General features: G+C 62.5%; 29 protein-coding genes and 1 pseudogene. 15 read left to right on the top strand and 15 right to left on the bottom strand.

Annotated features, from left to right (window positions below):
* Window positions 1–6 precede the first annotated feature (6 nt).
* A complete protein-coding gene (locus tag ABE543_RS03245) occupies window positions 7–1053 on the top strand; it encodes an inovirus-type Gp2 protein (RefSeq protein ID WP_171956545.1) in 1047 nt (348 codons plus the stop codon).
* A gap of 6 nt (window positions 1054–1059) precedes the next feature.
* Here the strand turns inward: ABE543_RS03245 and ABE543_RS03240 are convergent, their stop codons facing one another.
* Together ABE543_RS03240 and ABE543_RS03235 are read right to left on the bottom strand one after the other, a co-directional pair.
* On the bottom strand, window positions 1060–1842 hold the full coding sequence (locus ABE543_RS03240) for a hypothetical protein (RefSeq protein WP_346475303.1): 783 nt from the start codon (window positions 1840–1842) through the stop codon (window positions 1060–1062).
* Between the two features lie 287 nt (window positions 1843–2129).
* Window positions 2130–2624 carry an integrase gene (locus tag ABE543_RS03235; protein WP_065181630.1) on the bottom strand — a complete coding sequence of 165 codons (495 nt, stop codon included), beginning with the start codon at window positions 2622–2624 and terminating at the stop codon, window positions 2130–2132.
* Between the two features lie 234 nt (window positions 2625–2858).
* Here ABE543_RS03235 and ABE543_RS03230 point away from each other — a divergent pair.
* The 3 genes and pseudogenes from ABE543_RS03230 to ABE543_RS03220 all read left to right on the top strand — a co-directional run.
* Window positions 2859–3134 (top strand): annotated as a pseudogene (locus ABE543_RS03230) (ATP-binding cassette domain-containing protein); the annotation flags it as partial.
* An 81-nt stretch (window positions 3135–3215) separates the two neighbouring features.
* Window positions 3216–4823, top strand: coding sequence for a hypothetical protein (locus ABE543_RS03225; RefSeq protein ID WP_346475302.1), 1608 nt, complete (start codon window positions 3216–3218; stop codon window positions 4821–4823).
* Window positions 4824–4936: 113 nt separating this feature from the next.
* A complete protein-coding gene (locus ABE543_RS03220) occupies window positions 4937–5557 on the top strand; it encodes a radical SAM protein (RefSeq protein WP_065181597.1) in 621 nt (206 codons plus the stop codon).
* Here the strand turns inward: ABE543_RS03220 and ABE543_RS03215 are convergent.
* The 3 genes from ABE543_RS03215 to ABE543_RS03205 all read right to left on the bottom strand — a co-directional run bounded on the left by ABE543_RS03215 (window position 5473) and on the right by ABE543_RS03205 (window position 8211).
* On the bottom strand, window positions 5473–5730 hold the full coding sequence (locus tag ABE543_RS03215; protein ID WP_197600690.1) for a cysteine peptidase family C39 domain-containing protein: 258 nt from the start codon (window positions 5728–5730) through the stop codon (window positions 5473–5475). The genes ABE543_RS03220 and ABE543_RS03215 overlap by 85 nt on opposite strands.
* A gap of 357 nt (window positions 5731–6087) precedes the next feature.
* Window positions 6088–6891: a type I restriction enzyme HsdR N-terminal domain-containing protein gene (locus ABE543_RS03210; protein WP_196768732.1), complete on the bottom strand. Its 804-nt coding sequence runs from the start codon at window positions 6889–6891 to the stop codon at window positions 6088–6090.
* 384 nt (window positions 6892–7275) lie between these two features.
* On the bottom strand, window positions 7276–8211 hold the full coding sequence (locus ABE543_RS03205) for a LysR family transcriptional regulator (protein WP_197600688.1): 936 nt from the start codon (window positions 8209–8211) through the stop codon (window positions 7276–7278).
* A gap of 99 nt (window positions 8212–8310) precedes the next feature.
* Here ABE543_RS03205 and ABE543_RS03200 point away from each other — a divergent pair, with 99 nt between their 5' ends.
* Both ABE543_RS03200 and ABE543_RS03195 read left to right on the top strand, forming a co-directional pair.
* Window positions 8311–8637 carry a nuclear transport factor 2 family protein gene (locus ABE543_RS03200; RefSeq protein WP_346475301.1) on the top strand — a complete coding sequence of 109 codons (327 nt, stop codon included), beginning with the start codon at window positions 8311–8313 and terminating at the stop codon, window positions 8635–8637.
* Window positions 8634–9416 (top strand): SDR family oxidoreductase, encoded by a 783-nt coding sequence (locus tag ABE543_RS03195; protein ID WP_346475300.1) that lies wholly within the window; start codon window positions 8634–8636, stop codon window positions 9414–9416. Before ABE543_RS03200 ends, ABE543_RS03195 begins: the two co-directional genes overlap by 4 nt.
* Before the next feature lie 25 nt (window positions 9417–9441).
* Here the strand turns inward: ABE543_RS03195 and ABE543_RS03190 are convergent, their stop codons facing one another.
* Window positions 9442–10059, bottom strand: a complete 618-nt coding sequence (locus tag ABE543_RS03190; protein ID WP_111186239.1) for a hypothetical protein — start codon at window positions 10057–10059, stop codon at window positions 9442–9444.
* A 178-nt stretch (window positions 10060–10237) separates the two neighbouring features.
* Window positions 10238–10630 carry a DoxX family protein gene (locus ABE543_RS03185; RefSeq protein WP_065174465.1) on the bottom strand — a complete coding sequence of 131 codons (393 nt, stop codon included), beginning with the start codon at window positions 10628–10630 and terminating at the stop codon, window positions 10238–10240.
* A 183-nt stretch (window positions 10631–10813) separates the two neighbouring features.
* Between ABE543_RS03185 and ABE543_RS03180 the strand changes: the two genes are divergently transcribed.
* Window positions 10814–11221 carry a hypothetical protein gene (locus tag ABE543_RS03180; protein ID WP_065174466.1) on the top strand — a complete coding sequence of 136 codons (408 nt, stop codon included), beginning with the start codon at window positions 10814–10816 and terminating at the stop codon, window positions 11219–11221.
* Between the two features lie 52 nt (window positions 11222–11273).
* On the opposite strand, the gene ABE543_RS03175 is transcribed toward ABE543_RS03180, so the two are convergent.
* From ABE543_RS03175 to ABE543_RS03155, 5 genes are all read right to left on the bottom strand, one after another.
* Window positions 11274–12029: an SDR family NAD(P)-dependent oxidoreductase gene (locus ABE543_RS03175; RefSeq protein WP_111186237.1), complete on the bottom strand. Its 756-nt coding sequence runs from the start codon at window positions 12027–12029 to the stop codon at window positions 11274–11276.
* 251 nt (window positions 12030–12280) lie between these two features.
* The gene (locus tag ABE543_RS03170; protein WP_346475299.1) at window positions 12281–12922 is read right to left on the bottom strand and encodes a glutathione S-transferase family protein; all 642 of its coding nucleotides are present in this window, start codon (window positions 12920–12922) and stop codon (window positions 12281–12283) included.
* Window positions 12923–12996: 74 nt separating this feature from the next.
* Entirely contained in the window at window positions 12997–13569 is a 573-nt protein-coding gene (locus ABE543_RS03165; protein WP_197600683.1) for an isochorismatase family cysteine hydrolase, read from the bottom strand.
* A gap of 3 nt (window positions 13570–13572) precedes the next feature.
* Window positions 13573–14211: a DUF6766 family protein gene (locus ABE543_RS03160; protein WP_053517150.1), complete on the bottom strand. Its 639-nt coding sequence runs from the start codon at window positions 14209–14211 to the stop codon at window positions 13573–13575.
* Window positions 14212–14311: 100 nt separating this feature from the next.
* Window positions 14312–14506, bottom strand: coding sequence for a hypothetical protein (locus ABE543_RS03155; protein WP_053517152.1), 195 nt, complete (start codon window positions 14504–14506; stop codon window positions 14312–14314).
* Between the two features lie 150 nt (window positions 14507–14656).
* Between ABE543_RS03155 and ABE543_RS03150 the strand changes: the two genes are divergently transcribed.
* The 3 genes from ABE543_RS03150 to ABE543_RS03140 all read left to right on the top strand — a co-directional run bounded on the left by ABE543_RS03150 (window position 14657) and on the right by ABE543_RS03140 (window position 16876).
* Window positions 14657–15820, top strand: coding sequence for an alcohol dehydrogenase catalytic domain-containing protein (locus tag ABE543_RS03150; protein ID WP_197572095.1), 1164 nt, complete (start codon window positions 14657–14659; stop codon window positions 15818–15820).
* 7 nt (window positions 15821–15827) lie between these two features.
* Window positions 15828–16322: a hypothetical protein gene (locus ABE543_RS03145; RefSeq protein WP_346475298.1), complete on the top strand. Its 495-nt coding sequence runs from the start codon at window positions 15828–15830 to the stop codon at window positions 16320–16322.
* Window positions 16323–16447: 125 nt separating this feature from the next.
* Window positions 16448–16876 carry a BLUF domain-containing protein gene (locus ABE543_RS03140; RefSeq protein WP_111186234.1) on the top strand — a complete coding sequence of 143 codons (429 nt, stop codon included), beginning with the start codon at window positions 16448–16450 and terminating at the stop codon, window positions 16874–16876.
* A gap of 42 nt (window positions 16877–16918) precedes the next feature.
* Here the strand turns inward: ABE543_RS03140 and ABE543_RS03135 are convergent, their stop codons facing one another.
* Window positions 16919–17311, bottom strand: a complete 393-nt coding sequence (locus ABE543_RS03135) for a response regulator (protein ID WP_346475297.1) — start codon at window positions 17309–17311, stop codon at window positions 16919–16921.
* Between the two features lie 191 nt (window positions 17312–17502).
* Between ABE543_RS03135 and ABE543_RS03130 the strand changes: the two genes are divergently transcribed.
* The 4 genes from ABE543_RS03130 (at window position 17503) to ABE543_RS03115 (ending at window position 20092) form a co-directional block, all read left to right on the top strand.
* Entirely contained in the window at window positions 17503–17841 is a 339-nt protein-coding gene (locus ABE543_RS03130; RefSeq protein ID WP_346475296.1) for a hypothetical protein, read from the top strand.
* A gap of 253 nt (window positions 17842–18094) precedes the next feature.
* Window positions 18095–18571, top strand: a complete 477-nt coding sequence (locus ABE543_RS03125) for a BLUF domain-containing protein (RefSeq protein WP_346475295.1) — start codon at window positions 18095–18097, stop codon at window positions 18569–18571.
* Window positions 18568–19338, top strand: coding sequence for a DUF72 domain-containing protein (locus tag ABE543_RS03120; protein ID WP_346475294.1), 771 nt, complete (start codon window positions 18568–18570; stop codon window positions 19336–19338). Before ABE543_RS03125 ends, ABE543_RS03120 begins: the two co-directional genes overlap by 4 nt.
* Window positions 19331–20092, top strand: coding sequence for a DNA-formamidopyrimidine glycosylase family protein (locus ABE543_RS03115; RefSeq protein WP_346475341.1), 762 nt, complete (start codon window positions 19331–19333; stop codon window positions 20090–20092). Before ABE543_RS03120 ends, ABE543_RS03115 begins: the two co-directional genes overlap by 8 nt.
* Here the strand turns inward: ABE543_RS03115 and ABE543_RS03110 are convergent, their stop codons facing one another.
* Both ABE543_RS03110 and ABE543_RS03105 read right to left on the bottom strand, forming a co-directional pair.
* A complete protein-coding gene (locus ABE543_RS03110; protein WP_346475293.1) occupies window positions 20093–20371 on the bottom strand; it encodes a hypothetical protein in 279 nt (92 codons plus the stop codon).
* A gap of 50 nt (window positions 20372–20421) precedes the next feature.
* On the bottom strand, window positions 20422–20919 hold the full coding sequence (locus ABE543_RS03105; protein ID WP_065174478.1) for a ferritin-like domain-containing protein: 498 nt from the start codon (window positions 20917–20919) through the stop codon (window positions 20422–20424).
* Between the two features lie 458 nt (window positions 20920–21377).
* Here ABE543_RS03105 and ABE543_RS03100 point away from each other — a divergent pair, with 458 nt between their 5' ends.
* Entirely contained in the window at window positions 21378–21830 is a 453-nt protein-coding gene (locus ABE543_RS03100) for a PA2169 family four-helix-bundle protein (protein ID WP_053517176.1), read from the top strand.
* Window position 21831 lies beyond the last annotated feature (1 nt).

Here is a 21831-nt window from a genome sequence, read left to right as displayed (position 1 = left end):
AACTGCATGTACAGAAAAGAAGAAAACCTCATTAGCCAGTGGTGCGATCGAATGCTGGATCTCCGTGAGGACTGCGTTGTCGTGGGACCATGGCGCAGCTACCCGCAGCAGATCATCGAGGTGGATCAAGCGATGCGGGGGTTGGTCCGGACTAAGGGTGAGCTGTTCGCGTATACAGTTGTGGGTCGCCGCGCTGCCCTGCGTATCCATCCGGTCGTCAAGCGAATTCGCATGCTCGAGAATCTGGACTATTGGGCAATCGAGGAGTTCTACGCCAGTCACAAGCTCAGCCCATACTTTGAGATCATGTCTCGCGAATTCAGGGAATTCAGAGCGGACGTGATTACCGGGGGCTATGTCGATGCCGCTGCTGCCAATCAGTGGGTGGACAGGATTCGTAAGGAGGCTTTGCATAGTTCCTTCACTGCCGCGCTGAGTGCTCAGGAGAGAAGCGCTAGGAAGAATGCCCGGTCGGCATTGGACTACGTGGACTCGCTCTATAGGCGCTACTCTCGCCTCTGTGTGGTACGAGTGGATCTGGCCTACAGTGCGGAGTATCGGCAGACGCCTGAAGGGAAGTCCATTGCGCCCGAGCGGGTTAAGCGGGATCTGACGGCCTGGCTCCGAGCACTTCGCCTGAAGTTCCCCTCTCTAGTCGGGTACATCTGGAAGCTTGAGTACGGGCCTTCGAAGTCCTATCACGTGCATGTGATGGCGCTCTTCAACGGGCACGAGATTCGGCAAGATGTTGCCATCGGGAAAATGCTTGGAGAGCACTGGCGTGAAGTGATCACTAAGGGGGAGGGGGGCTACTGGAACTGCAATGCCAATAAGGCCTACTACGAACGCTTCAACGGTGTTGGCATCGGCATGGTTGCTCACGATGACGTGGAGAAAAGGGCCCGACTGAAACACGCGATTCTCTATCTTGCTAAGGCCGACTACTACGCCAGATTGAACGAGCCAGGGATCGGGCGAATCTTTGGCAAGGGGCAGCTCCCGGTTGACTATCGACCAGGTCGCCCACGCGCCTCTGACAGACCTGCAGAGTAGGGGAGCCTACGCTTTACTGCTTCTCTTTCTCCTAGTGGTCAATGGACCTGCAACCACACGGAAGAACTGCTGACGTATTTCTTCGTTGTTGTTGGTCCAAGTCCGTAGGAGCTTCGCCGGGTCAGCACTTCTCCCGTGCCTGCTCTTCTCTCCCTTTCCGCGTCGATGGAATGATTCTCGGTACTGCTCTTTCGGGTGGCGGCCCAATTTGCGCACCCAATCGAGTGGGCCCTCCTGAACATCTCCAGGAGGAACGAAAGAACTCATGGCGGGGACGATTTCATCCCATATTTCCTGCTTGGTGGCTCGTGACTTGTCGGGCATGGCGGATAGCATCTCCAAGACCATCTCCCGAAGTGGAAGCGTGCGCTTGGCAGAATTGCGACCTGCGCGGCTAGACCGTTCGCGGTGGGATTCGTGTGAACAGCACATGCCGAGAAAGAAGTTGCACCGGACGAGTGCCGCCCAGGCGCGGTCCCGGTCGCCTGAGAGGTATGCGCTTTCAGCCTCGAACCAGAGGCTCATCGAAGCTCGAAGGATGAAATAGACCTCAGGTAGGGTTCCCTTCGCGCGGAAGAGCTCGACCCAATCATCAAATTCCGATGCGTAGTCAGGACGTTCCTCGCCTTCGCTGCGTATCCAATCCCATTCATCAGCGAACGTGACGCCGGGATTGAAGATGACGCCGCGTACTGAGAATACGACCTCGATTTCGGCCTTGGCGCGCTCCAGGCATTCTAGGAGCGTGGGCGTCGGCAGGTCAGTCCTGAAGGCTCCTGTGCCGAACATATTTGTCCGTAAAGGTGGAAGGGGCCAAGATTCTCTAGGTCTTCCCTTCGGTTTGCCAGTGTTGGGGCCGATCGACGTCGCACGCAACCAGCGCGCACCGGCCTCTCAAGCACCGGCCGAAGTGAGTCGTTTTGTGAGTCTAAAGTAGATAAAAGTAGATTGAATATTAATCATATCAAGCACTTGTGGGTTCTTTGTGGTTGCTGGTGGGCCACCATAAAAAAACAGGCACTTAGGCTTTCGCCCAAGTGCCTCTTTTGTGCCGCCGGGAGAATTGTCGGGAAAATTCAGCGCCTGCGCGGTGGTTTCACGACCGGCATGCCGTGATCGTAGCGGCCTGTCGTTGTTGGCGACTTGTGCCCGGCAGCGTCCTGCTTGTCGCCAAGGTTGCCCGCGGTGTCGGTAACGCCCCGGTGCTTGAGGCCATGCATCGAAAACCGCTCGCTTTCCTCAATCACGCCCTCGCTTATTGCCATACGGATGAACCGTTGCCAGGCACTGGACGTTGAAGATCGTGCGATAGGATTTCCCGTTTGCTCCACAAGCAGAAAACGCTTCTCAGGTCGGATAGGTATGGCGAAGTTCCGGCCGTCGCGGTTCCATATCGCATCACGCCGCGTCACCAGCGTCTCCCACGCTTCGGTCATTTCGCTGTTCCATTCTGTGATCGACGCACGCGAGCCTTTCCGTCGTTCGCCGTGCACGCCCTGGTCGAGGCGGTGAACGTCAGTCAGCGTGCAGACCTCGATGCCCCGCAGACGTGCGCTGAATGCCAGCACCATCGCTGGGGCGATGTAGGCGGGGCAGCTACCCTTTGTGTGAGGCGACCTGGCACCGCGCTCGCGGGCGAAGGCTAGCACCTTGGCGAATGCTTCGGACGTGGGCATTCTGTGTTCACGGGCCTCCTTCGCCTGACGAACACCTTGTGCGGGGTTGTGCTTGCAGTAGCCGTGCCGCAGGCGCCAAGCCAACGTGCGGCGCAGGTAACGGAACTGATGGTTCGCCTTGCTAGGAAAGCGGCGACACTCGCCGCAGTGAGCGACGATATCGAGGCGATGCCAATGGGCTACAGAACTCTGGCAGGCGACATGGGCTCCAGCCTGTCTGGAGGGCAGAAGCAGCGAGTGATCCTCGCTCGGGCGCTGTATCGCCGCCCTCGTCTGCTGGTGCTGGATGAGGCAACCAGCCATCTGGACCTCGAGTGTGTGCGGCGCGTCAATGCGGCCGTGAAGATGTCGAGCATGACCCGGGTGGTGATCGCCCATCGGATGGAGACAATACAAAGTGCAGACGAACGGTTCGAGATAAACCACCGGGAGGGCTGAGTAATGCTGAGTCTGAGGCTTCAAGGAAGTGGCTGTGGACGGTGTGATATGCGCGAAACTGCCGGCAAGGCTTTCATTCGACTGGTGCCAATAGCTCCAAAGCCGTGGGCGCTGTTGGCAACCTTGCTCATGTGGGCACTGCTCACGGCAAACGCGTGGGCCGGGAAGCGTGATTGCCTCGCGTCCGGCCTTGAGGTCGACATAGCCATGTCAAAGGCGACTTTGCGAGTGACCTCGCGGGGTACGCCCAAACTCAACCTGCAGGAGTGGCAAGCGTCGAAGAGCGCCCGCTCGGACGAACACGCCTATACCCTGGATATCAGCAGGAGTCTGCTTCCCGAGGGAAGAAAGTATCCGCTAATCACCAGGTTGGCGCCCTCAACTGTCGCGATCAACCTCCGGCCCCTCATCAATCCTGAAGATCCGCAGTATGAACGCCTATGTGGCGATATCGATTCAGGAGCCTCACAGCACCCGGCAAACTCTCCGGTGACGGCGTTCGAAGGCTACGCATTCTTCAGCGATGGGCGGCCAGTACCCGTTCCAACGATGCTGGCGGATCAAGGCGTGCCACAGGCGTTCAGGAGCCAGTATCAGGATTGGCTGGAGAAGGCCCAGAAGTTCTATAGGCGCGCCCTCGGACCTGAGCGGCATAGCGTGAGCTCTGTAATCTTCTTGATTGAGCAGGGCGCCAATACCCAGCAGGGCTGCCACTTCAGCGGAAGCTCATTGCCCGGACTGCTGCTGATTGGCCTTCGCGCGGGTTGCCTGGACACCTCAAAAGGCTTTCCAAAAGACTTGTCTCACTTCATTGCTCATGAAGCATTTCATCAGTGGAATCAAGATGTGCAGATGATGGAGTCACTCCCGCAGGAAAGCAGAATCATGCTGCTCGAGGGCGGGGCAGAAATGGCAGCGAGCTTGTTTCTGTCGGAGGAGACTGGGAGCAAGGAGCAAGGGATCACGCGTGACGTAGGCGCAGCTGCAGAGTCATGTATCGACCAGGCAGAGCACAAGAAGCGACCATTGAACGACCTGATCAGTGAGGGCGAGTATCAACTCGCTTACTCCTGCGGGATGGTCTACACGTTCCTCAACCTCGTCCGGACAGATTCTGATCCAGCAGCTTCTCTGGGAACGTTCTGGAAAAGTACCCTGCAGGAGAACTCCTCGTCTCGTTTCAATGAACGCACCGACTTAAATGAGGCATTCGGTGCGCGATCGTCGGTGCAGAACGCCATGATCGAACTTCTAGCCCAGAATGGCTACGTGCTTCGCGAAACGATCAGCGGTTTGAGCAAGGACCAGCAGTTCCGCATTGCCGCCGAACTGATGCGAGAGGTTTCACGCAACGACTGCCAAGGGAACTACGGCCTGTTTACCGGTGGCGGAGTGATTGTGCTTGATCCCGAGGTGAAGACCTGTAGCTCTCTGACGCCTGGGGGAAAACCCGCGGCAATAGATGGGTTTGATTTTAAAGAGCATGTGTTGGACGCTCGATCTGCATGGATTTCAGCTTGCCGGAATGGAGGAGCAGTGAGCATCGACTACTCCGACAACTCTGCGAAACCGTCGATCGTGTCGTGCCAATCCCCCCCAAGATCCCTATACACGCCGTTTCATCTTTCCCGAATCACGCCTATGGGGCAACCATGATCGACGTAGTCAACAGCAACGCATCTTCCCCGATTCAGAAGCTACATGAGCTGCAGGTCATCATCAAGATCGAGCGCTGCAACCTCGCTTGCAGCTACTGTTAGTACTTCTTCATGGGCGATGATTCCTACAAGGACCGCGATCCAATCATGAAGCCTGGCAAATTCTCAGCCGTCGCTGATTACATCAAGCGTGGCGTCGAGGATCTAGGCATCAGGAATGTAAACATTGTCTTCCACGGCGGGGAGCCCACCCTGATGAGGGATCTCGATTTCAGGGGACTGGTTTCTGCTCTGTATGAGACGTTGGCCCCCATATGCGGGTTGAGTCTTGGCATACAGACAAATGGATATCACCTTACGGCCGAGTGGGAAGATCTGATTTCAGAGTTCAGTATTGCCGTGGGCATTAGTTTTGATGGTCCAGCCGAGTACAACGATAGATTCCGGGTAACCCATAAAGGGAAGGGATCGCATGAGAAGATCGCGCGCACGGTTGGGCGGCTTCACGAGCTGGAGACCGAGCGAAAGATCAGTGCTATCGGCGTACTGAGTGTGCTTGGACGCGACATCCCGATTGAAGAGACATTTGACCACTTTGTTGAGGAGCTCAAGTTCCGTCATATGGGGTTCCTATTGCCGGACAGGAGTCATGATGATCCATTCGTCGATGGAGAGACCCCAGGCGAGTACGGAGATCTGAATTTCGCCCGCATTCCCAGCATATCTACCTGATGACCGTGGTGCCCCGCGACCATGGCCAGACAGGCTGGCCCACATTCAGCGGTTTCTGCCTGCAGGATCAATGGCGTTTCGCGACCCCATCCAAAACGGAGTTCGGTCCAGACGTCCGCTCGCGAATGTCGATCGGGGCGCCTCTGCTCTGCAGATGCGGAGGCATCAGCCATTGGGATTTTCCTCAAGCACACGTCTCTGGATGCCAAAAAGCGGCTCAAACAACCATTCGAAAATCAAATACAACGACTGGCGGTTTTGAGTGCATTGGATTTGAGTCGCCGCGGTTCTGCGCTGGTTCTGGGAAGCATCGCGCGGGCAGATCTGATGGTTGCGGGCAGGCTTCTGGCAGCCCGTCTCAATGGGGAATGTGGCGGGAGCTGAGTGCATGCAACGGTCTCTTTCATCCCGACCCCGGTCGGATGGGCGGCCTCCCTTGAGTGGCCGCCCCCACTAGTGACCTCGTCGGCGCGAAAGGGAGCATCGCGCCTTGGCATGAAGCTGGAGAGGCGTTGCGCGCTCCCTAGGAGCTAGCCCGGTACTGGCTCTCGCGCAGTGTCGGGCGAAACAGCGTTCTTTGCCTTCGATTTGGCATTCTTGGAGACTGCGCGGCGTATGCGCTGCTGGGCATCCTTCACCTTCTCTCCGTCCAGGACCTCGCGCTTCAGAATCTCATTGTTGAGAAGCTCGACAACTGCTTCCGACTCGATCTTCAGTTCCGGGAAAAGACGGCGAAGCTCCCGGCGGATGACAGAAACGACCGGCTCACCGAGAACAACCTGCGCAACCGTGAATTTGTTGAGTACGGAGATGTGCTGGTGATACAGGCCCATTGCGTCAGAGGTGATTCCTTCTCTGCAGAGCAGGAACAATTTTCGCTGGTCTTCTTCGTTCTTCAGGTTGACATCTGCTATGCAGAACGATGAGACGAGTTCGTACTCGATGGGTTGGCCGAACTTGATTCTGTAGAGGCGCCATTCCAGAGCGTTGGTGAGCACGATCCACTCGATGCCCTCGTGGGCACCATAGTTGATGGCCTGGCGTAGATGTGTCTCGTTCAGCGAGATTGCTGCTGCTTTCACTTCGATCAGAACTCTGATCTTGCCATCGATTTTTACCGCCAGGTCGCAGAACGTTCCCCTGATCTGCTGCTCGCTAGTCAGTTCGTTGTACTTGTCGTAACCGAAGATGTCGGCAAGCATGTCCTTGACCAGAGTCACCGTATCGGCTTCAGACACATCCTTGGTCTTGTGGGAAATGGCGACCGAGACCAGCGACCTTACCGTTGTGGGCCACCTGTCCGAGACCTTCTTTGGAATCTTCAGCACATCCATGCTCCTTCCCGTTGTCGTCTGCGGATACTGATGCTTTGACCAGTCCCGCGCAATGGATTGCAAGGGGCCTGGGTACATCTGCTGCCGCCCAGGATGATCCTGCACCGATTCAATAGCATCTTGAAGAACGGAGTCTGGAATAGGAGCCGGGCACTGCTTCAGGGGCCCCCGAGGATGACGAGATCGTCCTGACGCCTACGGAATGCATCTGCCTGATGAGGGACGATACGGCTGTGGCCATTAGTCCATTGGGCTTGGTTCGGAGGCAACTCACAGGCCTATTCAAAGCGAATCAAGATGTGAGTCAAAGATCAGGGAGGGGGCATATTTCTTTTAAATTCAATGAGATGGTCGGATTTTGTGAGTGCTGCGCCCACCCCATCCTCAGCGCGACCGCACCTCTGTCTGCTTCCCTTCTTCGAATGGCCCTTGATCCAGAAGACAGTCGATGAAGGCGCCCAGCAGGGCGGGTCGATGCTGCCGGCTCGGGTAGTAGAGGAACAGCCCGGGGCGTGAGATCGACCAGTCCGACAGGACCCTGACCAGCCGCCCCTGGGCCAGCAGTTCGCCTACGCCGTCCTGCTCGAAGTGATAGGCAATGCCGAGCCCACCCAGCGCAGCAGCAATGCCGACGTCAGCGTGATTGGTGATGACAGGGCCATCGACGGCTACATCGAGCCGATGCCCCTGCTTCTCGAACTCCCAGCGATAGTGCCTGCCATCCATCTCGAGTCGCCAGTTGATGCACGCGTGCTCGTGCAGCTCGGCCGGCGAGGTGGGGGTGCCTCGACGTGAGAGGTAGTCGGGCGATGCCACCGCCATCATCTTCATGTCGGGAGTGAGGCGGACGGCCACCATGTCCTTTTCGAGCTGGCCGCCGACGCGGATGCCTGCATCAAAGCGGCCGCGGACGATATCGGCCAGCGCATCGTCGACCACGATGTCGAGCACGACATCAGGATGCGCGCGATGGAAGCGCGCAAGCCGTGGGGCGATGACCGTCCTTGCCGCGATGCCCAGCGTGTTGATGCGAAGCGTGCCGCTCATCCGCCCCGTCGCCTCACCGGCATCCGCCACTGCAGCAGCCATCTCCCGGAACAGCGGGGCGATGCGCCTGTAGAGCAGTTCGCCCGTTGCCGAGGGTGCGACGCTGCGCGTGGTGCGATTCAGAAGGCGGGCGCCGATGCGACCTTCGAGCTGGCGGATCGTCTGGCTCAGCGCCGAAGGCGACAGGCCAAGATGCTCGGCGGCTCGCGCAAAACTCTGACGCTCCACGACGGCAACAAAGGCCCTGAGTTCAGCAAAGTCGGATCCGCGCATTATGTACTCGTTTCTAAAGAGCCCATCCGGATTCTAGGATATTCAATAAATTAGCCTGGGTGCGCATCCTACGGGCCATTCACCCGAGGAGACAGAAACGTGAGCGCCTTGACCCTTCCCGAGCCCATTGCGGCGTACTTCGCGGCAGAGCAGAACCCGGACGCCTTGACGCAGTGCTTCACGGCACACGCGGTGATGAAGGACGACGGACATACCTACGTGGGCATCGACGCCATCAAGGCGTTCATGGCCGAGGCAACGGCCCGGTACCACGCGACGAGTGTGCCGTTTGCCATCGAGCGGCAGGACGACATCCACAGGGTGCAGGCCGACGTCACCGGTGACCTTCCCGGCAGCCCGACGGTTCTGACGTACCGCTTTCGACTGGAGCGCGGCCGGATCGCATCGCTGGAGATCACGGCATGAACTTCGACCTTCAACTGAAGGACCTGAGGGCAGTGGTCACAGGAGGAACGCTGGGACTGGGGGCTGCCGTTGTGAAAACCCTGGCGGAGGCCGGAGCGCGCGTGACGACGTCCGCGCGCACCGTTCCCACCCAGACGCGCGAGGGCGTCACCTACGTCGCTGCCGACCTGTCGACCGCGGAAGGCACGGATCACCTTGCGCAGGCCGTCCTCCGGCAGTGGGGAGGTGTGGACATCGTGGTCAACGTGCTCGGAGGCTCGAACACGCCCGGTGGTGGCTTCGCTGCCATTAGCGATGCGCACTGGTTCGCCGAGCTGAACCTGAATCTCATGTCCGCGGTGCGCCTGGACCGTGCACTGCTGCCCACGATGCTGCACCAGGGTTCGGGTGTGGTGATCCATGTCAGCTCGATCCAGCGCGTGCTGCCGCTGCCGGAGTCCACCACTGCGTACGCTGCGGCAAAGGGCGCTCTCACCACGTACAGCAAGTCGCTTGCCAGAGAGGTGACACCTAAGGGAGTGCGCGTACTGAGCGTTGCGCCGGGCTGGATCGAGACCGAGGCGTCCGTGGCGTTCGCGGCGAGGATGGCCGCAGAGGCCGGAACGGATTACGAAGGTGGCAGGAAGATCGTGATGGATTGGCTGGGCGGGATTCCGGTGGGTCGACCTGCCAAGCCACAGGAGGTGGCCGACCTGATCGCTTTCCTGGCCTCCCCGCGCTCCGCGTCGATCGCAGGGACGGAGTATCGGATCGATGGGGGTACGGTCCCCACCGTGTGATCAACGGGCTTGGCGTCGGCCACCCCTATTGGATCGCTGATGCGCTCCGGCTGACCGGCCCGGGCGCTGTCGGCAGCCGCTCGAAGGCAACGACCCGGCGCGAGAGCCATGGCCAGAACATCCGCCTGCGCAACAGCAGGCCGCGCACCTCATCCAGGCTTGCATGGAGCAGGCCGATGCGGTGCGCCAGCTCCTCCAGCGTACTGTCGGGCAGGCGCGCGAAGCCCTCCTGCTCGATATGCCAGTTGTCGGCGTACTCGATCAGCTGCACGCAGCGCATCTCCAGATGGATACGTGCGTGGATCACATCCCAGTCGATCAGCTCGTGCGTTGGAATCTGACGCAGCGAGTTGAGCATGTCCATGCCGCAGGTGCGGTGGTAGCGATACAGCTGTGTGTCGCCGGATCGATCCGTGGCCAGCTTCGCCGCCTGCAGGAACTGGAAGAGGGTGATGCCGCACAGTGTCAGCGAGGTGGTGATGCGGCGCTGGGTCTGCGCGCGGGACATCTGCCAGGGCACATAGATGGCAGCGAAGCCGATCACCACTGCCACCAGCACCTGTGACCAGTCCGCCCATTCGCCGACCGGCAGGCAGGGACGGCCGATGATCCAGGGGCAGAAGGTATCCACCGTGTCGCTCATGCAGGACCTTGCGCGTTGCCGATCTGGAGCACCACGTAATCACAGGCCCGCCGATGCAGGCAAGGCAGGGGCCCGCAACTGGCGCGGTGTCGGGCGCCGGCGCAGATCGCGAAGGCGGGGGAGCGGTGAAAAACGACACGCTGCCACCCCCGTCAGCCTCAGATGGACGAGGCTGCCCTCATCCGCGACGCCGGCGACCATCGATGCTGTAGCGGCCGGCGCCGGTGCAGGCCAGCAGAATGAAGCCACCGGCGATGCCCATGTTCTTCAGGAACATGATCTGCTGGGTGGGATCGTTGAACTGGTGATGGAAGATGAAGGCGGTCACCAGGCTGAAGGCGGCCAGGACCGCGGCGACCAGACGGGTCTGGAAGCCCAGCAGGATGCACAGGCCGGTAATGATCTCGAACGCGATGGTTGGCCACAGCAGGATGCCGGGCACGCCCATCGTCTCCATGTAGCTCTGTGTGCCGGCCAGGTTGCCGAGTTTGCCAAGGCCGGAGACCAGGAACAGCAGCATCAGCAGTACGCGTGCAACGAGGATGGCAAGGGGAGGCGATGAGTGGTTCACGTCGATATCCTCAGGCGGAGACAGGCAGGGTGGCCGTGCGCGAGGGCACAGGAGATGGGCCGATCGGACTCCAGAGCCGGTGAAGCCCGCGTTGAGAGCATTCCGCGCACAGGGCTGCGGGGTGGGGTCATACGGCGCGTTTCACGCTACCCTGCGCGGGTCCGGAGACGAAGGAGGCACAGGATGGCAGACGATGGCGGCATGACGATTCCAGCGAAGACCCTGTACATCGCAGGCGCCGTGGCTGTGCTGGTGAGCCTGCTGGCGTGGTCGGTGGAGTGGAGCGGGCTGGCCTACGTCTGTCCCTATTGCCGTGTGCAGCGCACGGTCATCGGCGTGCTGGGGGTGCTGACCCTGTTCGCGCGGCCCGGCGGCATCGTCGTGCCCTGGCTCTCCTTCTCCGCGGGAGGCTTCGCGTTCGTGGTCGCGGCGATGCAGCACTTCAACGGCTGGAAGCGCATTTCCTCAGGCAGCTTCAGCTTCAACGCGCAGTGGTACATCGACCCGTGGTTGCTGTCGGGATGCGCGATGCTGATCCTGGTCGCGCAGTTGATGCTGGTGCAGGCGGCCTGCCGGCGCAGCGCGCGCTGAAGCCACCGCCGGCGTCTGCCGGCGGCGGCCTACATTGCATTCCGTGCCTGCGCTAGGCTGGATTCATCAGTGCGAAGAGCGTGTCGTAGGTGCCATCGCGTTCGGCCCAGCGTCGCGCCTGGTCCGGCTCCAGCAGCAGCTCACCCCGCGGGTGGTCCCCACGCTCGAGCTTCAGCAGAACCTGCTGCACGTACTCCTGCACGGGCATCGCGCGCGGGTCGGTCGCCTGCGCCTCACCCGTCAGTCCGGTCTGCACATACGGGGGCGACAGTTCCAGCACCTCCACCGGCAGATGGCGAAGCTGATGACGCAGCGATACCAGCCACGAATGCAGGAACGCCTTGCTGGCGCAGTAGGTCGGGAAGCTGGCCAGTGGCAGGAAGGCGAGCGCAGAACCGGTGGCCATCAAGGTGGCGCTGCGTTGTTGTGTCAGCAACGGCAGGAACGTGGCCACGGTGCGGAGCAGCCCCAGGATGTTGGTGTCGATGATGGCTTCGGCATCGAAGTCGTCCCAGTGGCCGCTGGCCAGGTTTTCCGGGCGGGAGATGCCCGCGTTGGCGATGAGCACGTTGAGGCTGGGGAAGCGGGCATGGACGATCTCGGCCAGGTCCGCCAGTGATGCAGGATCGCCCAGCTCCAGCGGCAGGGCGACGAGGCCCGGGCGCTGCTCGCCGATCGCCTGCAGCAGTGCCCGGTCGCGGCCGGTGATGATGACCTGGTTGCCGCGGTCGTGGAGCGCCTCGGCCAATGCACGGCCGATGCCGCGGCTGCCGCCGGTGATGAGGATGGTGTTGCCGGTGAGGTTCATGGGAGTGCCTTTCCAGAGGGTCTTGGGAAAGGCCACGGCGTGATGCATCCACTCCCGCAGGAGCGAAGGGCAGGGCAGTACCGTGGCGCCTGTCGCCCGGGTTTCCTCTGCTGAGGCCCTCCCGGCTGTGGGCGCGTTGGATGACGATAACGCCTGCGGCAGCGCCGTTGCGGGGCTGCGGCGCAGACTGTAGGCGCAGCCTGGTGAGGCGTCAACCGTGTCGGCGCATCGGGGTTCCGCCCGATGCAGGGCTACCGGCTCTGGAAGACCGCCCGCTGGGCGGCGAATGCGCGCTGGTAGGCAGGGCGTTCCGTGGCCCGTGCCAGGTAGGCGGCCAGCGTCGGATACCCGCCGATCATGCCGCTGCTTTGAAGACGCAGCAGCACCGCCACCATCATCAGGTCGCCAACGCTGAATTCGTCCTCCAGCCAGGCCCTGTCGCCCAACCATGCCGACAGCTGGGACAGCCGTGCGTGCACGCGCTCGTCCAGCATCACCTGCCGCTGTGCATACCAGGGCTGCTCGCGTTCCAGCAGCCATGCCATGGATCGCTCGACGATGGGCGGCTCGACGGTGTTCAGCGCAGCGAACATCCACATGATCGCGCGCATGCGGGCGCTGTCCCCGGCCGGCAGCAGGCCGCGATGGTGCTCGGCCAGGTGCAGCAGGATCGCGCCGGATTCGAACAGCACCCGCTCGCCTTCCTGGTAGGTGGGGATCTGCCCGAAGGGGTGGCGCGCCAGATGGGCCGGCTGCTTCATCTCGGCAAAGGACAGCAGCTGGACGTCATAGGCCACGCCCAGTTCTTCCAGTGCCCAGCGCACGCGCATGTCGCGGGCCAGGCCCTGGCCGCGATCGGGCGAGGTGGCGAAGGCAGTGAGGATCGCGGTCATCGGAGGTGCTCCGGCCGGCCGGAGGCCTGCCTTCCCTGTTTCGACGAGCGGCAGGACCGGAAATCGACCGTTGCTCAGTGCTGCGCTCGCCGCGGCGAGGACAGCAGCCCGGCAACCGTCTCGATCCGTGCGGCGCCTGAACGCTCCAGCGTCTGCAGTGCCACTCTCCTGCGTGCTGGCAGCGCCGCGGTGGCATCAGCCACCACGGTTACTTTGAACTCCCGCGCGTTGGCATCCAGCGCGGTCGCCAGTACGCAGGAATCGGTCGCCATGCCGGTGAGCCACAGGTGGCGGACCCCCAGTTTGGCCAGCAGGATCGGCAGGGGCGTGGCGAGGAACGCCGAGTGCTTCGGTTTGAGCACGAAATAGTGGTGAGGGGCCGGCGCCAACTTGTCCGCGATGCGCGCGGCACTGCCACCGTCCCGCCTGCACTGCTCCACCTGCTGGCGGAAATCCCGTTGCCAGTCGGAGAAGTTGTCGTTGGCATGGATCACCGGCCAGCGGCGGGCATCGCAATGGTCACGCACCCTGCGGATGCGGGTCGCGGCCCGCTCCGCCAGGGGCGCCAGCGCGCCAGCGTCGGGAAAATCGAAGCGGCTGAACATGTCGATGACCAGCAGTGCGGTCGTGGCATTCTGGCGTGGCATGGCTCAGTCTCCGGTCTGCGCATGCGGCGCCTGCACGGGCTTGGACTGCGGGGAATCCTTCTGCCGCAGGAAGATGGTCAGCACGACCAGGGCCAGTACCGCCAGGAATTCGCTTTGCCAGTTCTGCATGGACTCGAACCAGAACGTGCTGCTGGTCAGATGCTGCAGGAAGGACGGAGGGGGCAGCCCCTGCAACTGCTGTTCCACCTGTTCTGCCTTCCAGCTGCCGACGGCGTGCAGACTGAAGCTGACCAGGAAGAGCAGTCCGAAGGCGATCGCCAGTGAATGTCCATAGAGCGTCTTCCATATACCGCCACGCAGCACCGGCCAGGGTGTCGGGCCGGGCTCGATCCGTGCGTGTTCCTGTGCAGGGTCGAGCGGGCGCGATTCCGCAGAGCCGCGCTGGCGCAGGCTGACGGTGAGCAGCACGTACATGCCCATCTGCAGGAACTCGCTTTCCCAGTTCTCGAAGGTGGCACTGATGAAGTGGCCGCTGGCCAGGTAATGCCACAGATCCAGTGGCGCGCGGCCGTGGTGGACCAGCTCTTCGTTGTGCACCTGCAGTCCTGACAGTGCCTGGCCAGCAATGAACAGCACGGTCAGAGCCAGCAGCACCAGTGACAGACCGTTCCGCTTCCACATGCAGCACCTCGCCATGCAGATCCTATGGGGGATGCGGTGAGCTTGCGTGGCCGGTCACGAAACATCCGTGAATCCGGCGCATGCGGTCCGTGAGGCGGACTCAGCGATGGCGCTTTCCGGTGGGGTCCGGATCGAGCCGTTCATAGTCATCCGGGCGCGCCTTGGGGCCATCGCCATCGTCGGGCATGTCGTGCTCCTTCCATCTGGCGTTGTCGTTGCGGCGCTTGTCGGGTGTATGTGCCTTGGCCTGGTCATCGACATCGACCGTGGGGTTGAACGGCAGCTTGTTGCTCATGGCAGTGTTCCCGTGGATGGAGGCTCCAGCCTGCGCGCGTCCGGGTTAACGCAATGGCGCAGTCGAATGAACATCCCGCACACCGTGCGGTCACTCTGCCCGCAGGGGGCGGGCTGCGATCCTGCAGGTCCGTTCCCTTGGAGAAGCACGATGCAGGCACTGACCTATCACGGCCGCAGGGATGTGCGCGTCGAGACAGTTCCCGATCCGGTGCTGGCGCAGGATGACGATCTCATCCTGCGCGTGACCGCAACAGCCATCTGTGGCTCGGACCTGCACCTGTATCGCGGCAAGATCCCGGACCTGCATGATGGCGATGTGCTCGGCCATGAATTCATGGGCATCGTGGAAGAGGTCGGCAGCGCCGTTACCCAGGTGCGCGCCGGTGACCGCGTGGTGATCCCGTTCGTGATCGCCTGCGGTGAGTGCTTCCATTGCCGCCTGGCCGAGTATGCCGCCTGCGAGACCACCAATTCCGGCAAGGGGGCGGCGCTCAACCAGAAAGGCCTGCTGCCTCCTGCAGCGCTGTTCGGCTACAGCCACCTGTACGGGGGCGTGGCCGGGGGGCAGGCTGAATTTGTCCGCGTGCCCAAGGCCAACATCGGCCCGCTGCGGATTCCGGACGGTGTGGCGGACGAGCAGGTCCTGTTCCTGTCCGACATCCTGCCCACCGGCTACCAGGCTGCACTCAACGCGGGCATCAGGCCGGGCTCGACCGTGGCCATCTTCGGAGCGGGTCCAGTCGGCCTGATGAGCGCAGCATGCTGCCGCCTGCTGGGTGCGGAAACCATCTTCATGGTCGACCATCTGTCCTACCGGCTGGACTATGCACGGGATGCCTACGGCGTCATTCCGATCGATTTCAGGGATATTCCGGATCCTGCCGATTACATCCTCAGCCAGACCAGTGGCCGGGGCGTGGATGCCTGCATCGAGGCCGTCGGATTCGAGGCCGAAGGCAGTGCACTGGAAACAGCGCTGACCACCGTCAAGCTGGAAGGCAGCAGTGGCGTGGCGATCCGGCAGTGCATCGCGGCCGCGCGAAGAGGCGGCGTGATCAGCATTCCCGGCGTCTATGCCGGTTTCATCCACGGCTTCCTGCTCGGCGATGCTTTTGACAAGGGCCTGACCTTCAAGATGGGACAGACGCATGTGCAGGGCCTGATGCCGGAACTGCTGGATGCCATCATGGAGGGCCGCCTCGACCCGGGCGACATCATCTCCCACCGCATGCGGCTGGCCGACGCCGCACAGGGCTACGCGATGTTCGATGCCAAGGACGATGACTGCCGCAAGATCGTGCTTACGCCGTGAGAGCAGCATGAGCGGCTCGGCCATGATGGTCCTGTACGTGCTGTGGCTTGCCGCAGGCACGCTGGACTTCCACTTTCATCGCCGCACCGATCTGCCCCACACCTCGGGCCTGCGCGAGAGCACGCTGCATGGGGTGCAGCTGGGGCTTGTGGGGACTGGTGTGCTGGCCTGGTTGCTGCTGGCCGATACGCGGGCGCTGGCGGTGTTGCTTGCCGTGCTGGCGGCCGCCCATGCGATCGCGGGGTATCTCGATACCGCCAGCGCGGATGGCCGGCGACGCATCAGTCCGGCCGAGCAGCATGTGCACAGCGTGCTGGATGTGGCACCGTGGCTGTTCGTGCTTTGGGTGGCCCATCACGCTGAACCTTCGTGGGCACTGCAATGGCGCCCGGCGCCGGCGCAGGAGTGGGTGCTCACGCTGCTGCCGGCGGTGGTGGTTGTGTTCTCATGGCTGTGGGAGCTGCTGCACTGCCTGCGCTCAGCCCGGTCTCTGTCGCGATGACGCCGCGTTGCGGCCGCCAACACGAGTATGAATGCAGCGGAGTGTAACCGGGTCACGGTACGCGTACACAGGCGGTGAACGGGAGGCACGATACGCTCGGCGTTTGTGGGAGCAGGAGCCGGAGCGTGCCGAACAGAGCCATCGTCTACATCAGTGAGGCCAGCGAGGGCTTCACGACCGGGAAGCTGGAATCCCTGATGGCCGACGCCGCGCGTTTCAATCGAGGCGCGGGCGTAACCGGTGTGCTGCTGTTTGATGGGCAGCGGTTCCTGCAGTACATGGAAGGCCCACCGGATGGACTGGAGGTGGCCTACTCACGGGTGACGGGTGCCAGCAGCCATGGTGGCATCATCGAGTTGGCCCACGGTCGAGTCGGTCAGCGCCGGTTGCCGTTCTGGCCAATGCGATGCCTGCATACAGAGTCGGACATCCTGCGGGACATCGCCCGGGCGGACTGGACCAGCTTCATCCTGCGCGCTGCCGACGGTCACGAGGATGCAACGGCGATGGAGCGGCTGCTTGCCGTGGTCGAGCCCTACGCCCGCGCGGCCTGAGCCGCCCTCGGCGGAGCGCGTTTCGCTGCTGCACGATCTGGTTCAGCGCTGGCCTCCCGCCGCCGTATCGCTGCAGAGCGTCTGACGGACAGCGCGTTGCAGGCCCTCGATGTGGAACGGCTTGGCGACGAAGGGGGCAAGCCGGTGGCGTGCAGGTACCAGCTGGTCGTACACCGCGGAGACGAACAGGTAGGGAATCTTCAGTTCGGCCAGGCGGTCGGCTACCGGAAACACCACGCCATCGCGCAGTTCCACATCCAGTACCGCGCCATCGAACCGTTGACGGTCCAGCAGGCCGAGGGCATCAAACACGCTGTAGGCATGGGTGACGTGGTCGCCACTGTCCTCAAGTGCCTGTTCCATGAGTGCCGCCAGATCGAACTGGTCCTCCACCAGAAGCAGATTGCAGGGAGGCTGGCCGGTCGTGGGAGGCATGAGGTGGGTCTATAGAGCCGTGGGGACGACAGTGTCCGCCGCAGGCCATCAAGGCGATGCGGAGATGATGTGGTGTCGACGCGAAGCCGCGCGTGCCGTGCAGGCAGCGTGCACGGATGGGCCGGCAACGTTGACGATGCCTTGGCGATCACTGTGGATACTGCCGCCGTCCCCGCACGAGGAGTCGCCCAATGAACGCTTCCGGATCCCTGTCTGCGCCCCAGGTGCTGCGCGTGGAAAGCATGCCGCTCGCCTGCGGTGGGATGGCAGTCGTCGTCGAACTTGACAGGGTGCCCTCCCGCGCCTGGATGAAGTCGCTGAAGCGGGCACTGCTGTTGGCAGACGGCCTCGACGGCGCACAGGCCAAGTTCGATGGCCGCTTCGTCTACGTGGTGGGCGTGGAGGCCGCGCAGCGTCGAGCGGAGCATCGGGTCATGCAGGTGCTGTCTGCTGCGGAGGGGCGCCCGGCCGATGCCGCGCGTATGCACACGATGCCTCCTGCCGCTCCCTCATCCGTACTGCAGGCCTGAGCGCGCATCGGCGGCAACGGGCAGGGCGACGGGCTGGAGCACCACTGCAACGAAGCGAAACCGCGATTGCTGTTGCCCGGGTTCCGGTTCTGGTCGGCCCTGGAATGTTTCCCGTGTTTGGCCGCCGTATACCTCGTGCCATCTCCTCGAGTGCAGAGTCGACCCCACACTTGAACGCAGCCTCCACGCCGAAGTCACTGGACCTTCGGCGGCGAAGACTAATGTAGAGCCTATTGCAACCGTCGGCGCCCCCATGCCTCTGCGTGCGATTGCCTATGCGAGCGAAGCCGTTGCCTCATTGAGCGCGGAGCGGCTGCGCGGTCTCGTCGACGACGCGTTGGCATTCAATGAAGCAGCGGACATCACCGGCGTGCTTCTGTTCGATGGCCATCGCTTCCTGCAGTACCTGGAGGGGCCACAGCAGGGCATGGACGCCGCGTGGCGGCGCATCCTCGACAGCAGCAGCCATCACAGTGTGGTCGAGCTCAACCGCGGTCGCATCGGTCGCCGCCAGTTCTCGCACTGGCGGATGGGCTGGCTGCAGGTGGAGCACTCGGCACTCGGCAGGGTGGCACTGTCCGACTGGACCGGGTTCGCGCGCAGCACGGTCATCACCGGAATTCCGACCAGCGCGCTGGACAGGCTGCAGCTGTTGACGGCGCCTCTGCTGCGAACCGGTCAGGGCGGACCGATGATGCAGGCCGCGCCTTCTGGCGGGGACGGTTCATGAGCGTTGGGGTGGGGCAGCACGCTGCCGGAACGCGGATACGCATCGGTTGCGCAGGATGGTCCCTGTCGGCGGAGGATCGCTCCAGCTTCGGTGGAGGCGACAGTCTGCTGCAGCGCTACGCCACGCGCTTTTCCCTGGTCGAGATCAACTCCTCGTTCTATCGCCCGCACCTGCCGCAGAGCTATCGGCGCTGGGCCGCTTCCGTTCCGCACGATTTCCGCTTCACGGTGAAGATGCCGCGTTCCATCTCGCACGAGCAGCGGCTGCGCGGTGCCGGCCCGCTGCTCGACCCGTTCCTGGCTACGGTGGAAGAACTCGGCAGCCGGTTGGGTGCGCTGCTGTTGCAGTTGCCTCCCAGCCTGGCGTACGAGCCGCAGCACGTCGAACCGTTTCTGCACGATCTGCGTCGGCGCACGCGCAGGCCGGTGGCGTGCGAGCCTCGACATCCGTCCTGGTTCAGTGCCGAGGTGGATGCGCTGCTGGCGGTCCATGACATCGCGCGCGTGGCGGCGGACCCGGCGCGGGTCGCGCAGGCGGGCGAGCCGGGCGGGGCCCGCGGCTGGAGCTATTGGCGATGGCACGGCCAGCCGGATATCTATCGCAGCGCTTATGACGAGACCACACTGGCACGGCTGGCCGGGCTGCTCAGGGACCGCGCGCGTGCCGGCCATTGCGCCTGGATGATCCTGGACAACACGGCGCAGGGCCATGCGGTCAGCAATGCACTGCGATTGCAGGCACTGCTCGGAGAACACGGCCATGCCTGAAGGCCCTTCCATCGTGCTGCTGCGCGAGGCCGCCGAGATGTTCACCGGCCAGATACTGCGACATGTCGGGGGCAACAGCCGGATTGACCTGTCCATGCTTGCAGGGCAGCGCGTGCGATCCGTGCGCAGTTGGGGGAAGCACTTCCTGCTGGAGTTCGGCACGCATACCTTGCGGATCCATCTGATGCTGTTCGGCAGCTGGCGTATCGATGAGCGTAAGCCTTCGCCTCCGCGCGTATCGCTGAGGTTCGATGCCGGCGAACTGAACCTCTATGCCTGTTCGGTCAAACTCATCGACGGCCCGTTGGAAGAAGCCTACAACTGGCGCACCGATGTGATGAGTGATGCGTGGGACCCCCGGCTCTCGCGCCGCCGCCTGAAAGCGATGCCTGACGCCCTGGTGTGCGACGCACTGCTGGACCAGAACGTTTTTGCCGGCGTTGGCAACATCATCAAGAACGAGGTGCTGTTCCGGATCGGCGTACACCCGGCCACGCGTGTGGGTGACCTGCCGCCGCGCAGGCTGGGTTCACTGATCCGCGAAGCCAGGACCTACAGCTACGAGTTTCTGGAATGGAAGCGTCGCCACGAGCTCAAGAAGCACTGGCAGGTGCATGCCAAACGCAGCTGTCCGCGATGTGGCAGCCCCGTCAGCAAGCAGTATCTGGGCAGAACCCGGCGACGCAGCTTTTTCTGTCCCCGCGATCAGGTCCTGTTCGGCGATCCCGGGCCGGCCGGTATCCGCCAGCGGTGATCAACAGGGCGGAGGCAGGGGTGCCTGCCTCTGGCTATGCCGCGCCAACACCTGCCCAAGCAGAGCCGTCGCCAACAGAAGCAGATTGGTCACTACGAAGACGCTGCTGCCCAGCATCAGGCTGTAGAGGGTGAACAGCGCCGAGGCCACCACCTGGCCGGCGAACAACCATCGTGACAGTGTCTCGGGATGTGGCGAACGCCACTGCTTGACCATCTGCCTGAGCAAGGTGGCGACCAGCACAAGGGTCGCCATCCAGCCGATGATATCCGGATGCATCGGGATCTCCTGTTGCCGCCGCCGTTCCTGGCGGCGTATGGCAGTGGAACTCAGGCGGCCTGTGCTGCCTTGGCGTTGCCACCCCCCTTGGCCAGCAGGGTCAACTTCTCGTCGGTCGACTTTTCTTCGGCCAGTGTTTCCAGCAGCAGGGGGAGCGCGTCCTTGTAGCCCAGCTGCTTGGCCAGTGCGGCGATGGTGCCGTACGACGCAATCTCGTAGTGCTCGACTTTCTGGGCGCCACCGATCAGTGCGGCATCACGCACCGGTCCCTTGTCGATGCTGTCGATGACGTCCTTGCCTTCCTCCACCAGCCCTTCCATCGCTGCACACTTGATGCGCTTGAGACGGATGCCCAGCGTCTCGACCACCTGGTCGATCCGCTCGATCTGGCCCTGGGTTTCCTCCAGATGGGTTTCGAAGGCGGCGGCGAGATCCGGATTCTCGGCCGCACGGGCAAGGCGGGGCAGGGCTTTGGTCAGCTGCTTCTCGGCGCTGTAGATGTCCGAAAGTTCGTGGATGAACAGGTCTTCGGCAGTCTTGATGGCCATGTGCGGCTCCAGTCGGGAAGGAAGGATGACCGTAGCGGGCCCGGCGTTGATGCCCGGCGTACAGGCGGTGAGCGCGATATCGCTGTCCACCGGCATGGTCCATGCAGGGCCCTCACATGTGCACGCGCGATGCACATGGCGTGCACGTGCCGACGCTGGCGTATGCATCAGGCTGCCAGCGTCCGCATCGACAGGAGAAAACACGATGAACACGCCAGGAAAACCGACGCCGAGCTGGCGACAAGGGAAGGTGCTGCTGGGAGTGCTGGCCGCCGTGCTGGTGATTACCGGGATCATCCTTTTCGTGCCTTGGTAGCGGCGGTCAGGCCGCGTTGAGCGACGTGATGCATGCATCAAACGACGCTCACCCCGGGGCCACATTCCTTTGTCCAAGGTAGTGATGCAGGCAACGCACACCGTTGTCCGTTCCCAACGAATCTGAACTTCAGGAGCAGAACATGAGCACCCAGTCCACCATCGAACATCGTCTCAACGACCTGATCGAGATCGCACGCGACGGCAAGTCGTTCTACGAAGAGGCGGCCACGAAGGTGAAGGACGCCGAACTGGCGGCACTGTTCACCCGCATTGCCGGCGTCAAGGGCCGCATCGTGTCGGCACTCAGTGGCGCGGTTGCGGCCACCGGTGGCAAGCCTGCAGAGCACGGCACCCTGGTCGGCTCGATGCAGCAGTTCTACGGCAAGGTGCGCGCAGCGTTCGGCGACACCAACTATGGCTATGTGGCCGAGCTGGAAGAATCGGAAGACCGCCTGCTGGCAGCTTTCAAGGACGCGCTGAAGGATGAGGGCCTGCCGCCGGCGGTACGCCAGGAAGTGACCCAGCTGCTGCCGGAAGTGCAGGAATGCCACAACGTGATGCGTGCGCGGAAGCACGCGATGAAGGCAGCCTGAT

This window comes from Stenotrophomonas sp. TWI169, assembly GCF_039674705.1.
GTDB lineage: Bacteria > Pseudomonadota > Gammaproteobacteria > Xanthomonadales > Xanthomonadaceae > Stenotrophomonas > Stenotrophomonas maltophilia_P.
The sequence above is the reverse complement of the archived record's forward strand: the minus strand, read 5'-3'. Positions and strand labels throughout refer to the sequence as shown.

What these genes read in the sequence shown, in the direction of transcription:
- ABE543_RS03245 (WP_171956545.1), top strand. Translation starts at nt 7, where the DNA reads ATGTACAGAAAAGAAGAAAACCTCATTAGCCAGTGGTGCGATCGAATG.
- ABE543_RS03240 (WP_346475303.1), bottom strand. Translation starts at nt 1,842, where the DNA reads ATGTTCGGCACAGGAGCCTTCAGGACTGACCTGCCGACGCCCACGCTC.
- ABE543_RS03235 (WP_065181630.1), bottom strand. Translation starts at nt 2,624, where the DNA reads ATGGTGCTGGCATTCAGCGCACGTCTGCGGGGCATCGAGGTCTGCACG.
- ABE543_RS03225 (WP_346475302.1), top strand. Translation starts at nt 3,216, where the DNA reads ATGCGCGAAACTGCCGGCAAGGCTTTCATTCGACTGGTGCCAATAGCT.
- ABE543_RS03220 (WP_065181597.1), top strand. Translation starts at nt 4,937, where the DNA reads ATGGGCGATGATTCCTACAAGGACCGCGATCCAATCATGAAGCCTGGC.
- ABE543_RS03215 (WP_197600690.1), bottom strand. Translation starts at nt 5,730, where the DNA reads ATGGCTGATGCCTCCGCATCTGCAGAGCAGAGGCGCCCCGATCGACAT.
- ABE543_RS03210 (WP_196768732.1), bottom strand. Translation starts at nt 6,891, where the DNA reads ATGGATGTGCTGAAGATTCCAAAGAAGGTCTCGGACAGGTGGCCCACA.
- ABE543_RS03205 (WP_197600688.1), bottom strand. Translation starts at nt 8,211, where the DNA reads ATGCGCGGATCCGACTTTGCTGAACTCAGGGCCTTTGTTGCCGTCGTG.
- ABE543_RS03195 (WP_346475300.1), top strand. Translation starts at nt 8,634, where the DNA reads ATGAACTTCGACCTTCAACTGAAGGACCTGAGGGCAGTGGTCACAGGA.
- ABE543_RS03190 (WP_111186239.1), bottom strand. Translation starts at nt 10,059, where the DNA reads ATGAGCGACACGGTGGATACCTTCTGCCCCTGGATCATCGGCCGTCCC.
- ABE543_RS03180 (WP_065174466.1), top strand. Translation starts at nt 10,814, where the DNA reads ATGGCAGACGATGGCGGCATGACGATTCCAGCGAAGACCCTGTACATC.
- ABE543_RS03175 (WP_111186237.1), bottom strand. Translation starts at nt 12,029, where the DNA reads ATGAACCTCACCGGCAACACCATCCTCATCACCGGCGGCAGCCGCGGC.
- ABE543_RS03170 (WP_346475299.1), bottom strand. Translation starts at nt 12,922, where the DNA reads ATGACCGCGATCCTCACTGCCTTCGCCACCTCGCCCGATCGCGGCCAG.
- ABE543_RS03165 (WP_197600683.1), bottom strand. Translation starts at nt 13,569, where the DNA reads ATGCCACGCCAGAATGCCACGACCGCACTGCTGGTCATCGACATGTTC.
- ABE543_RS03160 (WP_053517150.1), bottom strand. Translation starts at nt 14,211, where the DNA reads ATGTGGAAGCGGAACGGTCTGTCACTGGTGCTGCTGGCTCTGACCGTG.
- ABE543_RS03155 (WP_053517152.1), bottom strand. Translation starts at nt 14,506, where the DNA reads ATGAGCAACAAGCTGCCGTTCAACCCCACGGTCGATGTCGATGACCAG.
- ABE543_RS03150 (WP_197572095.1), top strand. Translation starts at nt 14,657, where the DNA reads ATGCAGGCACTGACCTATCACGGCCGCAGGGATGTGCGCGTCGAGACA.
- ABE543_RS03145 (WP_346475298.1), top strand. Translation starts at nt 15,828, where the DNA reads ATGAGCGGCTCGGCCATGATGGTCCTGTACGTGCTGTGGCTTGCCGCA.
- ABE543_RS03135 (WP_346475297.1), bottom strand. Translation starts at nt 17,311, where the DNA reads ATGCCTCCCACGACCGGCCAGCCTCCCTGCAATCTGCTTCTGGTGGAG.
- ABE543_RS03130 (WP_346475296.1), top strand. Translation starts at nt 17,503, where the DNA reads ATGAACGCTTCCGGATCCCTGTCTGCGCCCCAGGTGCTGCGCGTGGAA.
- ABE543_RS03125 (WP_346475295.1), top strand. Translation starts at nt 18,095, where the DNA reads ATGCCTCTGCGTGCGATTGCCTATGCGAGCGAAGCCGTTGCCTCATTG.
- ABE543_RS03120 (WP_346475294.1), top strand. Translation starts at nt 18,568, where the DNA reads ATGAGCGTTGGGGTGGGGCAGCACGCTGCCGGAACGCGGATACGCATC.
- ABE543_RS03115 (WP_346475341.1), top strand. Translation starts at nt 19,331, where the DNA reads ATGCCTGAAGGCCCTTCCATCGTGCTGCTGCGCGAGGCCGCCGAGATG.
- ABE543_RS03110 (WP_346475293.1), bottom strand. Translation starts at nt 20,371, where the DNA reads ATGCATCCGGATATCATCGGCTGGATGGCGACCCTTGTGCTGGTCGCC.
- ABE543_RS03105 (WP_065174478.1), bottom strand. Translation starts at nt 20,919, where the DNA reads ATGGCCATCAAGACTGCCGAAGACCTGTTCATCCACGAACTTTCGGAC.
- ABE543_RS03100 (WP_053517176.1), top strand. Translation starts at nt 21,378, where the DNA reads ATGAGCACCCAGTCCACCATCGAACATCGTCTCAACGACCTGATCGAG.